Here is a 13,322-nt window from a genome sequence, read left to right as displayed (position 1 = left end):
GTAATGGCAAAATCTTCAAAAATGCCGGACGGTTTTTCCGAAGCGCCGGTTGCACCTTTTCAACAGCAGCTCCAGATCGGCGCAGACGGCCGTGTCTTGATTCCGTTAGAACTGCGTCGGGCGATGAAGCTGGGGGCTGATGGCCGAGTTAATGCTGAACTGATTGACGGTGAGCTTCGGCTATACAGCCCGGCCGTGGCGCTGGAGAAGATTCAGAAGATGTTCGAGCCCTTTCGAAGTGAAAGCTCGATCGTCGACGAACTAATCGCTGAACGCCGCGCTGAGGCGGAGCGCGAATGACGGTGGTTCTGGATGCGTCGGTTATGCTGGCGCTGTTTCTGAAAGAGCCGGGCAGTGACAAGGTCATGGCCGCCCTGCCGGGGGCCGTCATCAGCACCGTCAACCTTGCCGAGGTCTATACCAAAAGCCGGGAAAAGGGATTGGATGCCGCCGAAGTCAAACGCCTGGTCGGCGGGTTACCGATCCGGATTGTTCCGTTTGACGATGCCCACGCCTTTATCACCGGTGAATTGCGCGCACCAACACGTCAGTTTGGCCTTTCACTCGGCGATCGGGCCTGTCTGGCGACGGCGAGACTTGAGCGGCTGCCGGTGCTGACGACCGATAGGGCGTGGCTGAAGCTCGGCCTGGATATTGAAGTTCAGGTTATCCGCTAAACCAGCGCCTTCAGGCCGTCGCGATAGGTCGGATAGCACGGGAACCAGCCCAGTTCGGCCTTGGCGCGGGCGTTCGAAACGCGTTTGTTGTCGCGGTAAAAGCGCTGCATGGCCGGAAAGCGCGGATCGTCCCAGGCGGTCGGTCCGGGCAGGGCCAGGCCAGTCAATCCGGCAGCATATTCCAGCACTTTATCGGCCGGCGCCGGTTCGTCGTCGCAAAGATTGTAGATGCCGCCGGCCCGTGGACGGCTCAGACTGGCCAGCAGTGCTGTCGCGCAATCGTCGTGATGCAGGCGCGAAAAGACATGGCCGGGTTTGTGGATGAGTCGTGCCGTACCGTCCTTCAGACGTTCGATGACGTTGCGGCCGGGGCCGTACAGTCCTGGCAATCGGAAGACCTGTCCGCCGACCGACAGCCATTGTTGTTCGGCCATGACACGCCGGCGGCCTTCCGCGGAGGTCGGCAAAAGTTCGCTGTCTTCCCATACCCAGCCGCCGTCGCGGTCGCCATAGACGCCGGTGGTCGACAGGTATCCGATCCATTTTGCGGAACGGGCCGGTTGCAAGGCGGCAAAGGCGGGACAGCCTTCATCGCCGGGGGCAGGCGTGACCAGGACGACATCGGCAGAGGCGAAGGCACCGCGCAGGGCGCCAAGGTCGGCTGGATCGACAGCCGTTACGCCTTGGTTTAGCAGGTTTGCGCGCTTTCCGGGATCGCGGGCCGTGGTGGTGATGCGGGCATCGGGCAGGTTGCGCGCAAAGGCCGCGCCAATAAAGCCGTAACCGAAGACGAGCAGATTCACTCCGCCGTAACGCTTTGGGCGACCTCGGAAACGGCAGGGTCTGTGGCCAAGGTCTGTGAGGCCTGCTCGGCCCGGCGCTCGGCCTTTTCGACAGCTTCACGCTTTAAGCGGGCATCGCGCTCCTTGACCATTCGGTAGTAGTCGGGCAGTTGCTCAGCATGGCCGAACGGCGCCGGCGAGCGCGTGCCCAGGCCCTGCGGCCACGACATAGCGAAGGCGATCATGAGGATCGCGATCACGGTGGCCAGCGGGTAGAATATCTTGTCGTCCAGTACCTTCATGGAAGTTTTTATAAGCAGATTGTGCGGCGCACGCCAGCGAATTTCCTATTCCTTGGAACGGCACCCTTGTGTGGCGTGAAAGCCACACCATATCCCGTGCCATGGCGGTAGCTTGCCTTCGAGGACCGCCGAAATCCATCCGCCGTCAGGGGAGTCCTTAATGAACATCGAAAAATATTCCGAAAAAACCCAGAAGCTTATCCAAAGTGCCCAGAGCCTGGCCCAGGCCAGCAGCCATCAGTATTTCACCCCGGTCCATGTGCTGAAGGCGCTGACCGAGGACAAGGACGGCCTGAGCTCGCGCCTGGTCGCCCTGGCCGGCGGCAATGCCGAAGCCTTCATGGGTGCGGTCGATGGTGCCTTCAATAAGATTCCCTCGGTTTCCGGCGGCAATACCCAGCTCTACATGCAAAACGACACTGCCAAGCTGTTCAATGAGGCGGAGACGGAGGCGCAAAAGGCCGGCGACAGTTTCGTCACGGCTGATCGCCTTCTGGGCGCCGCGTTGAACACCGCGGATGGTGCCACAATCCTCAAGGCGGCCAATCTCAATCTCAAGACCTTGAAGGAAGCCCAGACGGCCTTCCGCAAGGGAAAGACGGCCGATTCTGCCTCAGCCGAGAGTGGCTTCGATGCGCTGAAGAAATACGCACGCGACCTGACCGAGGCAGCGGCTGCCGGCAAGATCGATCCGGTCATCGGCCGTGACGAAGAAATCCGCCGCACCATTCAGGTGCTGGCGCGCCGGACCAAGAACAATCCCGTCCTGATCGGCGAGCCTGGTGTCGGCAAGACTGCGATCGTCGAGGGCCTGGCCCAACGCATTGTCAATGGCGACGTGCCGGAATCGCTGAAGGAAAAGAAGCTGTTCTCGCTCGACATGGGCGCCCTGATCGCCGGCGCGAAATACCGTGGTGAGTTCGAAGAGCGGTTGAAGGCTGTTCTCAACGAAGTCACGGCGGCCGAAGGTGAGATCGTCCTCTTCATTGATGAGATGCACACCCTGGTCGGCGCCGGCAAGTCCGAGGGGTCTATGGATGCGTCGAACCTGCTTAAGCCCGCCCTGGCGCGCGGCGAACTGCACTGCGTCGGCGCGACGACCCTGGACGAGTACCGCAAGCACGTCGAAAAGGACGCCGCCCTGGCCCGGCGTTTCCAGCCGGTTTTCGTCTCAGAGCCGACAGTCGAGGACACCATCTCGATCCTGCGCGGCCTGAAAGAAAAGTATGAGGTCCACCACGGGGTGCGCATCTCCGACTCCGCCATTGTCTCGGCGGCGACCTTGTCCAACCGCTACATCGCCGACCGTTTCCTGCCGGACAAGGCGATCGACCTGATCGACGAAGCGGCCTCGCGCGTGCGTATGGCGGTAGATTCCAAGCCGGAAGAACTCGACGAGTTCGATCGTCGTATCGTACAGTTAAAGATCGAGCGCGAGGCCTTGAACAAGGAAACCGACGCCGCCTCGCGGGCGCGGCTGGACAAGCTGACTGACGAACTGGACGAGCTGGAGGTCAAGTCGCTGGACATGACCAACAGGTGGAAGGTGGAAAAGGACAAGGTCGGCTCGGCGGCCCGAGCGCGCGAAGCCTTGGACCGGGCGCGGATCGAACTGGCCAACAGCCAACGCGCCGGCGACCTGCAGAAGGCATCTGAGATCCTGTACGGCCGCATCCCCTCGCTGGAAAAGGAACTGGCCAAGGCGGAGACGGCTTCGCAGGAGGCACCGCTGACGCCGGAAGTCGTCGATGCGTCGCAGATCGCCCAGGTGGTGTCGCGCTGGACCGGTATCCCGGTCGACAAGATGCTGGAAGGTGAGCGCGACAAGCTGCTGCGCATGGAGGACGAGTTGCGCAAGCGGGTGGTCGGCCAGGATGAGGCCCTGGCGGCCGTGTCCGATGCCGTGCGCCGGGCGCGGGCGGGTCTGAAGGATCCCAACCGGCCGATCGGCTCGTTTCTGTTCCTGGGGCCGACGGGTGTCGGCAAGACCGAGCTCAACAAGGCTTTGGCCGAGTTCCTCTTCGACGACGAGACGGCGATTACCCGGCTCGACATGTCGGAATATATGGAAAAGCACTCGGTCTCGCGGATGATCGGCGCGCCGCCGGGCTATGTCGGTTATGACGAGGGCGGGGCTCTGACGGAATCGGTGCGCCGCCGGCCCTATCAAGTCGTGCTGTTCGACGAAGTCGAAAAAGCTCACCCGGACGTGTTCAACATCTTGCTGCAGGTGCTGGACGACGGTCGCCTGACCGATGGCCAGGGACGAGTCGTGGATTTCCGCAATACGCTGATCGTCATGACGTCGAACCTGGGGTCGGATGTGCTGGTCAATATGGCTGAGGATGTTTCGGTGGAAGCGGTGCGGCCGCTGGTCCTGGATGCGGTACGGCGGCATTTCCGGCCGGAGTTCCTGAACCGCATCGACGAGATGATCCTGTTCCACCGTCTGGACAAGGTACACATGCATGACATCGTCCGCATCCAGCTCAAGGGGCTGGAGAAGCTGCTGGCCGACCGTGAGATGACGTTGAGTATTGACGAAGCGGCGTTAAGCTACCTGGCGGACAGGGGTTATGACCCGGCCTATGGCGCCCGCCCGCTGAAGCGGGTGATTCAAAAAACCCTGGTTGACGGCATAGCGCGCAGGATCCTGGCCGGTGCGTTCGGCGATGGCGATGTCATTCAGGTCGGCTTCGATGGCGAAGAACTGACGATCGGCAAGCCCACCGTTAACTAAAGAGCAATCCGATAGTGTGGACGTCACCGCACGGGCGTTCCCGCTTTCGGAAAAATTGCGCGAGAAAAGAAAAACGTAGAGCGGGATTTTGATTCCCTCAAAACACATCCCGCTCTAACGGCGTTTGGGGCCTGCCCCGATCGGAGCAGGGAAAGGAAAGATAACAAGGTTTCGTGGGGTTGCGGACCCCACACCTCTTTCGTCGACGGTTTTCGGCCTCGAACTTGCAACCACCCGTCACGTGCATCGGAGTTGGAGAACTATGGACGCGTTTATCGGCAAAACCCTGGTCGTTGGTGTCCTGTTCGTGGACAACCAGGAACGTCCGGTCGACAGGTACGAGACCTATGGCCGCATCGTCCATATCAGCGACCTCAAAGGCATCGTCATCGAGAAGTTCGATAAATCCGGCCTTTTCCGTTTGCCGCCGGATACGGACAACCTGAGCCCGGCTTCACCCGGACGTTATCAGCTGAAATTCTCCGGTATGGTCGTCGACAATCCCGACTTCACGACCTTCTGGACGGTGGAAAACACCCGTACCGACGACATCGCCAGGTTCAAAGCAACCGGCTTTGCCGCCCCCGGCACCGACGGCACCGAACGTCAGACCTGAGAAGCTATCTTCCCCGCCAGCCACTGCAAGCCGGCCAGATGCTGCTGGTCATGGCTGCACAGATAGTGCACCAGCCCGCGCAGACTCGTTGCGCCATAATTGTCGAAATCGCAGGTCCTCCGCCATTGTTCAGCCGAGACCGTCGCCAGCAAGACTAATGTTTCCTCACGCGCCCGGCGGATCTGCGCGAACACATCCGGCGCGAAACAATCGGCATAGCCGCGGTCGATCTTCAGACGGTCGCCGTCGACACCGGGCAGGAATGGGTGATCTTCCTTCAGTGTTCGGACAAATCGAACGTGGTAGCCATCAATCTCGATATCGCGCACGTGACAGAGTTGTTCCAGCGCCGAATAGAACTCGCTGGGGCAACCCTGCCATGACTGCGGCGTCCACAGCTCGAAACCTTCCGGAATGGCGCCATAATGCGCTTCCAATTGATCCGGAAATCCGGCCAGGGCGTCGAGCGTAGCGCTATCCATCAGTCCCTCAACAGTTCATTGATGCCAGTTTTGGACCGCGTTTGCGCATCGACGCGCTTGACGATGACGGCGCAGTACAGCGATGGACCGCCCTTCGGATCGGGCAAGGCCCCCGGCACGACGACCGAGTAGGCCGGTACACGGCCGCGGAAAACTTCGCCGGTGGCGCGATCGACGATACGGGTCGAGGCCGACAGGTAAACCCCCATCGACAGGACCGAGCCCTGCTCGACCACCACGCCTTCGGCCACTTCGGACCGTGCGCCGATGAAACAATCGTCTTCGATTATGGTCGGATTTGCCTGCAACGGCTCCAGCACGCCGCCGATACCGACGCCACCCGAGAGGTGCACATTCTTGCCGATCTGGGCGCAGGAACCAACGGTGGACCAGCCGTCGACCATGGTGCCCTCATCGACATAGGCGCCGATGTTGACGAAGGACGGCATCAGCACGACGTTCCTGGCGATATAGGCGCCCTGGCGGACAAGGGCGCCCGGTACAGCGCGGAAACCGGCCTTCTGGAAGTCCTCGGCGCCCCACTTGGCAAACTTGTTCGGCACCTTGTCCCAGTAGGGCCCCAGAGGTGCCTGTTCGAACAAGCCGCGGCCGGTGTGCATAAGTTCGTTGGCATTGAGACGGAACGACAACAGCACCGCCTTTTTGAGCCATTGATTGGTGTGCCACACGCCGTCGACCTTGTCGGCGACGCGGAAGCGCCCGCTGTCGAGCAGTTCGAGCGCACCCGCGACGGCTTCGCGATAGGCGCCTCGATAGTCGGGGTTCAGCGTATCGCGGACCTCCCAGGCGGCTTCGATATCATCCTTGAAGGCGGCGAGGTCAGACATGGGCAGACTCCAAACGTCCTGAAGCAGCGAAGCGGTAGGACACGAAACGTCCTGAAGCCGCGAAGCACCAGGCTGTCAAAATGTGTTTTCGGCCTGTCCCATAAAGCTCTGCACCCCGCGTTGCAACACGTAGTTTACGCAAAATGATCGCGCAGGAAGTACTTGAGATTGGGGCCGCGGAAGTGGACCCACGGATCGCTGTTGCCGTCCGCCTTGGGACCGACCAGGATGGTTTTCATGCCGAGATCGAAGGCGGGTCTGAGGTTCTTTGGGCTGTCCTCGAAGAAGGCGGCGGTCTTGGGGTTGACGATGTGCGCCTTCATCATCAGTTCAAACGTCAACAGGTTAGGCTTGGGGACATAGTTGGCGTGCTCGAGGTGGAAGACGCCATCGAACAAGTCGGTCATCTCCAGCTTTTCCAGGATGCGAACAGCATGATTTTGGTCGCCGTTGGTGAAAACGATCCGCCGCCCCTCCATGCTGCTCACCAGGCTGTTGAGTTCTGGATCCGGCACGAGGGTGTCGAGCGAGACGTCGTGAACCTCGTCGAGGAAGCGGCGCGGTTCGACGCCGTGGTGCGCCATCAGTCCGGCCAGGGTCGTTCCGTGTTCGAACAAATAGGTTTTCTGCAGAGCATAGGCCTCGGGCTGGGACAGGCCGGTTTCGCGCGCCACAAAGGCGGTCATCTTGCCTTCGATCAGGGCCATGACCTCGGCCTCGTGCGGATACAAGGTCTGGTCCAAGTCGAAAATCCAGGTGTCGACATGGGCGAAAGAAGGGGGAGGGGGCAAGGCGATCGATCTCGTTGGCAGGAATTTCAAAGCTTTCCTTAGCAAGGTCTGATCACCTATCAGAAGCCGTCAGAGCCCACAAGGCGGCAATTCCGCTGGTGTTCCCAAGGCCTCTGCCAGCCAGGCCGAGCACGGGGACACAGGCTCCCGGGAACATAGCCGGGATACATCCGGGCATTAGCCAGGACGAGGCGCAGTGAAGGCCAGGGATGATTTCAGCTTGCCACGACGTGGACGGTTACAGAGTTTCCAAGCGCATCCAGGCCCTGGTAGAAACCCTGTTCCGCCACCCCGGCGAACAGGCTGAGGAAATCCTTCTCGTCGAGGATCAGCTTCAGGTCGCGCACGGCGTCGCGCGCATCCATGCGCGTCCACTTAAGGCAGGCTTTGAGATCGAAAACTGTGGCCATGGCGAATGCTCCATAAGATGTTCACTATTTGTTCCATAGGCGAGCGCGACTGTCAAGCCGTCGCTTTCTTCAACCGTTCGACCATGGAGACCAGGCCGTTGGTGCGCTGGGATGACAAGGCCTCATCCAGGCCGAGACGATGCAAGGTGTCACGGATCGAGAAACTCTGGACCGCGTGGCAGGGAAGACCGTCAAGCAGCCGAACCAGGATGGCAATCAGCCCCTTGACGATAAAGGCGTCCGACTCGCCGCGAAAACGCAGCGCGTCGTCTGGCGACGGATCCATGACCAGCCACACCTGAGAGGCACAGCCGAGGACGCGTGTGGCGTCGTTGCGCTCTTCCGCTTTGAGCGGCGGCATATCCTTGCCCAGGTCAATGATGTAGCGGTAGCGCTCTTCCCAGTCGTCGAACAGTTCGAACTCTTCGAGCAAAGTAGTGAGGCGGGCTTGCAGCTGTGCAGACATGACCGGCATATAGGCGGGCCGTACCCTCCGGTTCAAGCCATAGCCGAAAGAAAACTCGCGATCCGAAGTCAGGCAGCTTTCAGGCAGCTTTCAGGCGGATGATGGCCTTCAGGCCTTCGCCCGGGCGCGAGATGACGCGGAACACCCCGCCCATGACCTGGCAGTTCAGCTTGACGATGGCCCAGCCCAGGCCGGCGCCTTCGCGGGTACGGCTGACATGGCCGTCACCCTGTTCGAAGGGCAGCATCAGACGCTCGATGTCGCTTTGTTCGGGGGCGTCGCCACGGTTGAAGACCCAGACGTCGACCTGATCACCCGAGCAGCGGGCGTCCAGTTCGACCACGCCGTCGGCGGTGAAGTCGATGGCGTTGTGCAGAAGTTGATCAAGGCAAGAGGCCAGACCGCGAGGATCGAACATAGCGTAGATATCTTCGTCCCGCAGCTTGACCTCAAGGCGCACGCCGCGGTCCTGGGCGACGGATTTGAGCTTGCCGGCGGCTTCTTCGAGATAGGGCAGGACCTGTTCTGGGACCGGCTTCAGATCGCCCCCGCTTTCCAGCCGCACAATCTCGATAAAGCCGTTGAACAGGGTCAGCAGCTTGGTGCCGCTGTCGCGAATGATGTTGGCGTACTCGACGTAGTGTGGTGAACCCAGCGGACCGTACAGTTCCTGGCGAAGGATTTCGGAAAAGCCGATGATGCTGTTAAGCGGCGTGCGCAGCTCATGGCTGACCATGCGCAGAAAGGATTTACGCGCAATGTCCTTGTCCGGGCTGCGCCGCGGGTCGAGATTCCAGGCTGGAGCTTCGCCCTGGGCCTGTGTCCACGACTCGGTTTCCGGCGATTGGGGCAGCGGAAGGGACATGCTAGGCATCCGGGTGATGAGAGCGCCATCCGCCAAAGTGTTCAGCACTTTTCGGATAAATTGCGCGACAAAACAAAAACTTAAAGCGGGTTTTTTGATTCCGTCAAAACACATCCCGCTCTACGACATATCGCACTATGGCATGTCGGGATTAACCTTAAGTTACAGGCTTTTGGTGCAAAAGAGACGTCCCGATAAAGGGACGCCATTTTTCGGAAAAAACGTGCGACACTGGGCCAAGCCAGGACGCTAATCTGATTCCAATCGATAGGATCGCGCCCTGGCTATTCCCGTGCGGCGCGATTGTTTTCGTCTTTTCCGCGCCGGAGTTTATTGTTGTCCGGTTTTGGGGCCAAAGGCCCGATCAGGAAAGTCTCACCAGCGTGCCGTTCAAAGCTTATTTCCAGGACGTCCTGTCACCGTCCCCCGGGACGGAAAGCGGCTTGCGGCTGGGTGTGATCCTGTGGCACCTCGGCTGGTCGTCGGTCATGCTGCTGGGCCTCCTGCGCCTGTTGTTCATGCCGGCCTCGCCGCTGGTCTCCGGCGCTCTTGTCGCCATGACTGTACCGGGCGCCTGCGCCGTGATTCTGCTTAGCCGTGATTCGCCGGCCTGGCGTCAGACCCTGATCTGGATATGGACCGCCTGTTCGGTGATCGCTGTGCTGTTGACCGGCGGTATTGCTGGTCCTGGCGCGACCTGGGTGTTGAGCCCGATCATCGCTGCCGTGGTGCTGAACCAGCGCCGGCTGATATCGCTGGCCGCCACTCTGTCGGTTGTGGCCGCTCTGATCGCGGTCATGATGGCTTTGTGGCAGGGGGTGCGTCTGCCCGATCCGCAGGAATCCTTCTGGTTGTCGCTGATATCGGTGCTGTCCGTGGCCATCGGCCTGGGGGTAGGCCTGCTGCCAGCCCTGCGCGCCCGCGTCGACCGCGTGCATGACGCCGAAGACGCGCGGGCCCGCTTGCTGCGCATGCTGACCGAACAGCCGCACCTGGTCCTTTGCCTGGACGGCCAGGGCAAGGTGATTTCAGCCTATGGTGAGGCGCCGCCGGGGCTGGATCTCAATTCGCTGATGAGCCTCGGCCTGTCGGCTTCAGCCCATGCCCCCGACCGACTGGCGGTCAAGGCCGCGCTTGAGCAGGCCTCCGTCACCGGCCGCGCCGAGATTGGCTTTATGCCGCACGGTGCCATGGACCACTATGTGTCCTTGAGCCTGCGCCGGGGTGGAGACAACCGCTTGCACGGAATCTTGAGCGACGCCTCACTTGCCCATGCCCGTGAAGTGACGCTGGAAGCCGCGCGCGCCGAGGCCGAATCGCTGAACCAGAGCAAAACCCAGTTCCTGGCCAGCATGTCACACGAACTGCGCACGCCCCTGAATGCGGTCATCGGCTTCTCCGACATCATGCGTCAGAAGCTGTTCGGCGACTTGTCGCCGAAGTATACCGAGTATGCCCAGCTAATCTGGGAATCCGGCCAGCACGTGCTCGATATGATCAATGACGTGCTCGACATGTCGAAGATCGAGGCCCAGAAGTACGAGCTCAGCCTTGAAAGCTTCGACCTGCGCGAGCCAGTGTCGGCGGCCCTGCGCCTGATCCGGGCGGCGGCCCATGATAAGGCGATTGAGATCACCAGCACCATGCCGGTTTCGCCCCTGCCGGTTACGGCCGATAAACGCGCCATCAAGCAGATCTGCCTCAATCTCCTGTCCAACTCCGTCAAGTTCACGCCCAGGGGCGGTGAGGTTGCCCTGATTCTGGGGCACACCATCGATGAGGTTGAGATTACCATACACGACACGGGCATCGGCATTGCGCCGGACGATCTCAACCGCCTGGGTCAGCCTTACGAACAGGCTGGTCCGGCGGAACAGAAGGCCATGGGCACCGGCCTGGGCCTGTCCCTGGTCAAGGCAATGGCGCACCTGCATGGCGGCCGCATGATCCTGGCCAGTACATTGGGTGAAGGCACCAGGGTGTCGGTTATCCTTCCGGTGGGGCAGGGCGCGGTTTTGATGGACGGCGCGCCGCTGGCTTCTCCGGAAGCGGGCTCGCAAGCGACAATGCGGGCGGCGGTCAATCCGCTGGAGGACTACACCCATACGCCGGAAAGCCTGACGGGCTTTGGCGACTTTGTGATCCGGCCGCCGAAGAGTTAGGTGGGAGTTTGCGCCTGCCGCGTAGCGGCCTCCGGTTTATAGTTGGATCCGCGAATGAACGCGAACAGGCGCGAATAACTTCTACCAGCGTTTCAAGGCATGCATTGAGCGCCTCTGGCGCTCTCCTATTGGCGCTTATTCGCGTTCATTCGCGGTTCCAACGCTGCGAACTTTCAGCTTCACGACGGCGTCAGGCCTGCCAGCCCGACGGCAGGTTGAGCCAGGTCAGGCCGGTGACGAAATCGCCGACCTCGAACCGGACATAGCGCGGGCCGTCCTCGCACTCGAACACCACGACAATGTCTTCGCGCGGATCCAGCCGGCCAATCGCCGGAAAGGCCCGCGACGGGAAGTCAAAGCGCATGGCCTCCACCGGGCTCTGGTCGCCAACATACTTGCCGGTCAGACTGAAGCCCGCCGAATTTGCCGTCACATAGGGCGCCAGGTTGGCCGTAGTCGTGCTGGCGGCGCGCGCCATGAAGCTGATCGCGCCCGACTCGGACAGGCCCATCGGCGCCTGGCGGCTGATGTCGTAAGCTGCAGGATTGATCAGGCCCACCGATACAACCGACGGATCGCGGACGAGAAGCCGGGCGCTGTAGGGCCGGGCACCGTCCTTGAACCGGGCCATTACGGCGAAGCTGTAGCGGTCGACGGCGCCGTACAATCCGAGGGCGGCGTCTATGCCGGGCGCGTTCTGGTACTGGACCAGGCGCCAGCGGCTTTCGCTGCCGGCAGAGCGGATGGCGTTCCAGGCCGTGCGGCCGGTCGGCAGGTCGAGCGTCGACAGCGCCAGAAAACGGCGAAAGCCGCCGCGCGCCAGATTGGCTTCGTCGGTGACTTCCGGGGCGCTGCACGACGCAGCCCTGGCGGCGCTGCGCGCCTTGGCCAGCCACGGGCTGAGATCGGCCATATCGTAGCCTGCACGCAGGGCGCTGTTGCGCGCCTGGACGTAGCCAGCGGAAAGGGCGCGTGCCGTGGCGTCGTCCAGCAGGCCGCAGCGGGCATTGACTTCTTTCAGGAAATAGCGCTTCACCGCGATCGTGCCGATGTCGCCTTCGGCCATGGCCGTCGGGGCGGACAGCATAAGCCATGACGCGACGGCCATCAGGACGGATTTGCAGGTCAGGGCCACAGGATCGCTTCGGAAAAGAGAACTCTAAAGCCATCTATAGGCCATCAGGGTTTATGGCCGGTTGGGAAACAGGGTTAAGAATATGTTGTTATCGGCGGATCTCTGGGTGGGGGCCTTGTTGCGGCGGATCGACCAGGCCGGCAGCTTCGCCCACATAACGCGCAAGGGCGATGCCCGCGCCGGTTCCGTGGTCATAAAAGTGCTTAACCTGCGCACGCGCGACGCCTACGTCTTGCGCGAAGTGACCAATGGCGATGAGACCGTATGGATGCGGCCGCTCGAGACGGTCAGTGAACCCGATCTCGATGCCTGGATTACGCGCCAGATCCGCTACGATCCCGACATATGGGTGATCGAGATCGAGGATGTCGAAGGCCGTCATTTCCTCACCGAAAAGGTCGATTTGAAGTAGACGCGCGTGTTAACCGTCTTCCTACACCGGATAGAAAACGCTTTGTGAGAAAGTGATCGCCCAACCAGTAGCGAGGCGTCCCTTTGTACTTCCTGTTGAACGATATAATCCTGGAAATAGAACCCTCGCGCATGATGCAGCCTCTCGACGCCGAGCGCTTTACAGCGCTCAGTATTGAGTACATAGCCCAACTGGGTAAGGAAATGTTCGCGGAAGACGCTTTTGCCCACCGCCAGAACCCCGAGCGCGCCCGGCGCCTGGCCTATCTGATTCATCTGAAGATGCCGCGCGTCAATGCTGCCCAGTTTTTTGTCACGGCGGCCAATGGCAATCCCGGCAATGTCGATGCCAGTTTCAAGTCGCTGAACGAAATGGCCATGGGCATGATGTTCGATCAGCAGAAGCGCGGCCAGCTGGATGCGCAAAAAGTGGATCACGCCGTCTGGCACCGTATGGCGGCATAAGAAAAGACCGGCCTCGGGGCCGGTCTCAGGTCGACTTATACCAACCCGCGAAAATCTTGACTCATCGTGGGTTGGCAAGCGCGCCAGAGAACGTTCTTTGGGCGCCCGAGCTTTTGCGAGGAGCCATGGGGGGCGCCTAGTCCGGCGCTTGAGCTGAAAAAAAGCGAACT

16 protein-coding genes are annotated in these 13,322 nt (G+C 61.0%); 7 read left to right on the top strand and 9 right to left on the bottom strand.

The features are described from left to right. Positions 1-3: 3 nt before the first annotated feature. Positions 4-300, top strand: a complete 297-nt coding sequence (locus ABAC402_RS21250) for an AbrB family transcriptional regulator (RefSeq protein WP_155847256.1) — start codon at positions 4-6, stop codon at positions 298-300. Continuing rightward, positions 297-677, top strand: coding sequence for a type II toxin-antitoxin system VapC family toxin (locus ABAC402_RS21245; protein ID WP_023447607.1), 381 nt, complete (start codon positions 297-299; stop codon positions 675-677). The genes ABAC402_RS21250 and ABAC402_RS21245 overlap by 4 nt, the downstream gene beginning before the upstream one ends. Here ABAC402_RS21245 and ABAC402_RS21240 read toward each other — a convergent pair. Further along, a complete protein-coding gene (locus ABAC402_RS21240) occupies positions 674-1,480 on the bottom strand; it encodes an SDR family oxidoreductase (protein ID WP_023447606.1) in 807 nt (268 codons plus the stop codon). The two genes, ABAC402_RS21245 and ABAC402_RS21240, sit on opposite strands and share 4 nt — an antisense overlap. Continuing rightward, entirely contained in the window at positions 1,477-1,761 is a 285-nt protein-coding gene (locus ABAC402_RS21235; protein WP_023447605.1) for a hypothetical protein, read from the bottom strand. Before ABAC402_RS21235 ends, ABAC402_RS21240 begins: the two co-directional genes overlap by 4 nt. A gap of 160 nt (positions 1,762-1,921) precedes the next feature. Between ABAC402_RS21235 and clpB the strand changes: the two genes are divergently transcribed. Next, the gene (gene clpB, locus ABAC402_RS21230; RefSeq protein WP_023447604.1) at positions 1,922-4,501 is read left to right on the top strand and encodes an ATP-dependent chaperone ClpB; all 2,580 of its coding nucleotides are present in this window, start codon (positions 1,922-1,924) and stop codon (positions 4,499-4,501) included. Positions 4,502-4,763: 262 nt separating this feature from the next. Further along, on the top strand, positions 4,764-5,117 hold the full coding sequence (locus tag ABAC402_RS21225; protein WP_023447603.1) for a hypothetical protein: 354 nt from the start codon (positions 4,764-4,766) through the stop codon (positions 5,115-5,117). Here ABAC402_RS21225 and ABAC402_RS21220 read toward each other — a convergent pair. The 6 genes from ABAC402_RS21220 to ABAC402_RS21195 all read right to left on the bottom strand — a co-directional run bounded on the left by ABAC402_RS21220 (position 5,108) and on the right by ABAC402_RS21195 (position 8,979). Further along, the gene (locus tag ABAC402_RS21220; RefSeq protein ID WP_023447602.1) at positions 5,108-5,599 is read right to left on the bottom strand and encodes a DinB family protein; all 492 of its coding nucleotides are present in this window, start codon (positions 5,597-5,599) and stop codon (positions 5,108-5,110) included. The two genes, ABAC402_RS21225 and ABAC402_RS21220, sit on opposite strands and share 10 nt — an antisense overlap. Further along, positions 5,599-6,447 (bottom strand): 2,3,4,5-tetrahydropyridine-2,6-dicarboxylate N-succinyltransferase, encoded by an 849-nt coding sequence (dapD, locus tag ABAC402_RS21215; protein ID WP_023447601.1) that lies wholly within the window; start codon positions 6,445-6,447, stop codon positions 5,599-5,601. The genes ABAC402_RS21220 and dapD overlap by 1 nt, the downstream gene beginning before the upstream one ends. A gap of 134 nt (positions 6,448-6,581) precedes the next feature. Next, positions 6,582-7,238, bottom strand: a complete 657-nt coding sequence (locus ABAC402_RS21210; protein ID WP_023447600.1) for a pyrimidine 5'-nucleotidase — start codon at positions 7,236-7,238, stop codon at positions 6,582-6,584. A gap of 215 nt (positions 7,239-7,453) precedes the next feature. After that, positions 7,454-7,648, bottom strand: coding sequence for a hypothetical protein (locus ABAC402_RS21205; RefSeq protein WP_023447599.1), 195 nt, complete (start codon positions 7,646-7,648; stop codon positions 7,454-7,456). 52 nt (positions 7,649-7,700) lie between these two features. After that, positions 7,701-8,114: a SufE family protein gene (locus ABAC402_RS21200; protein ID WP_031234962.1), complete on the bottom strand. Its 414-nt coding sequence runs from the start codon at positions 8,112-8,114 to the stop codon at positions 7,701-7,703. Between the two features lie 79 nt (positions 8,115-8,193). Next, positions 8,194-8,979 carry a HAMP domain-containing sensor histidine kinase gene (locus ABAC402_RS21195; protein WP_023447597.1) on the bottom strand — a complete coding sequence of 262 codons (786 nt, stop codon included), beginning with the start codon at positions 8,977-8,979 and terminating at the stop codon, positions 8,194-8,196. Between the two features lie 383 nt (positions 8,980-9,362). On the opposite strand from ABAC402_RS21195, the gene ABAC402_RS21190 reads away from it, so the two are divergent. Further along, positions 9,363-11,141, top strand: coding sequence for a HAMP domain-containing sensor histidine kinase (locus ABAC402_RS21190; RefSeq protein WP_023447596.1), 1,779 nt, complete (start codon positions 9,363-9,365; stop codon positions 11,139-11,141). A gap of 190 nt (positions 11,142-11,331) precedes the next feature. On the opposite strand, the gene ABAC402_RS21185 is transcribed toward ABAC402_RS21190, so the two are convergent. Further along, the gene (locus tag ABAC402_RS21185; RefSeq protein WP_023447595.1) at positions 11,332-12,276 is read right to left on the bottom strand and encodes a hypothetical protein; all 945 of its coding nucleotides are present in this window, start codon (positions 12,274-12,276) and stop codon (positions 11,332-11,334) included. Positions 12,277-12,358: 82 nt separating this feature from the next. On the opposite strand from ABAC402_RS21185, the gene ABAC402_RS21180 reads away from it, so the two are divergent. Next, on the top strand, positions 12,359-12,688 hold the full coding sequence (locus ABAC402_RS21180) for a DUF1491 family protein (protein ID WP_023447594.1): 330 nt from the start codon (positions 12,359-12,361) through the stop codon (positions 12,686-12,688). Positions 12,689-12,819: 131 nt separating this feature from the next. Beyond that, the gene (locus ABAC402_RS21175; RefSeq protein ID WP_235079884.1) at positions 12,820-13,152 is read left to right on the top strand and encodes a hypothetical protein; all 333 of its coding nucleotides are present in this window, start codon (positions 12,820-12,822) and stop codon (positions 13,150-13,152) included. The last annotated feature ends 170 nt before the right edge of the window (positions 13,153-13,322 follow it).

Source organism: Asticcacaulis sp. AC402 (assembly GCF_000495835.1).
Taxonomy (GTDB): domain Bacteria; phylum Pseudomonadota; class Alphaproteobacteria; order Caulobacterales; family Caulobacteraceae; genus Asticcacaulis.
The sequence above is the reverse complement of the archived record's forward strand: the minus strand, read 5'-3'. Positions and strand labels throughout refer to the sequence as shown.

Bases quoted from the DNA above. Each gene is read 5' to 3' on its own strand.
- dapD (WP_023447601.1), bottom strand. From the start codon at position 6,447: ATGTCTGACCTCGCCGCCTTCAAGGATGATATCGAAGCCGCCTGGGAG.
- ABAC402_RS21235 (WP_023447605.1), bottom strand. From the start codon at position 1,761: ATGAAGGTACTGGACGACAAGATATTCTACCCGCTGGCCACCGTGATC.
- ABAC402_RS21250 (WP_155847256.1), top strand. From the start codon at position 4: ATGGCAAAATCTTCAAAAATGCCGGACGGTTTTTCCGAAGCGCCGGTT.
- clpB (WP_023447604.1), top strand. From the start codon at position 1,922: ATGAACATCGAAAAATATTCCGAAAAAACCCAGAAGCTTATCCAAAGT.
- ABAC402_RS21175 (WP_235079884.1), top strand. From the start codon at position 12,820: ATGATGCAGCCTCTCGACGCCGAGCGCTTTACAGCGCTCAGTATTGAG.
- ABAC402_RS21245 (WP_023447607.1), top strand. From the start codon at position 297: ATGACGGTGGTTCTGGATGCGTCGGTTATGCTGGCGCTGTTTCTGAAA.
- ABAC402_RS21225 (WP_023447603.1), top strand. From the start codon at position 4,764: ATGGACGCGTTTATCGGCAAAACCCTGGTCGTTGGTGTCCTGTTCGTG.
- ABAC402_RS21180 (WP_023447594.1), top strand. From the start codon at position 12,359: ATGTTGTTATCGGCGGATCTCTGGGTGGGGGCCTTGTTGCGGCGGATC.
- ABAC402_RS21200 (WP_031234962.1), bottom strand. From the start codon at position 8,114: ATGTCTGCACAGCTGCAAGCCCGCCTCACTACTTTGCTCGAAGAGTTC.
- ABAC402_RS21220 (WP_023447602.1), bottom strand. From the start codon at position 5,599: ATGGATAGCGCTACGCTCGACGCCCTGGCCGGATTTCCGGATCAATTG.
- ABAC402_RS21195 (WP_023447597.1), bottom strand. From the start codon at position 8,979: ATGTCCCTTCCGCTGCCCCAATCGCCGGAAACCGAGTCGTGGACACAG.
- ABAC402_RS21205 (WP_023447599.1), bottom strand. From the start codon at position 7,648: ATGGCCACAGTTTTCGATCTCAAAGCCTGCCTTAAGTGGACGCGCATG.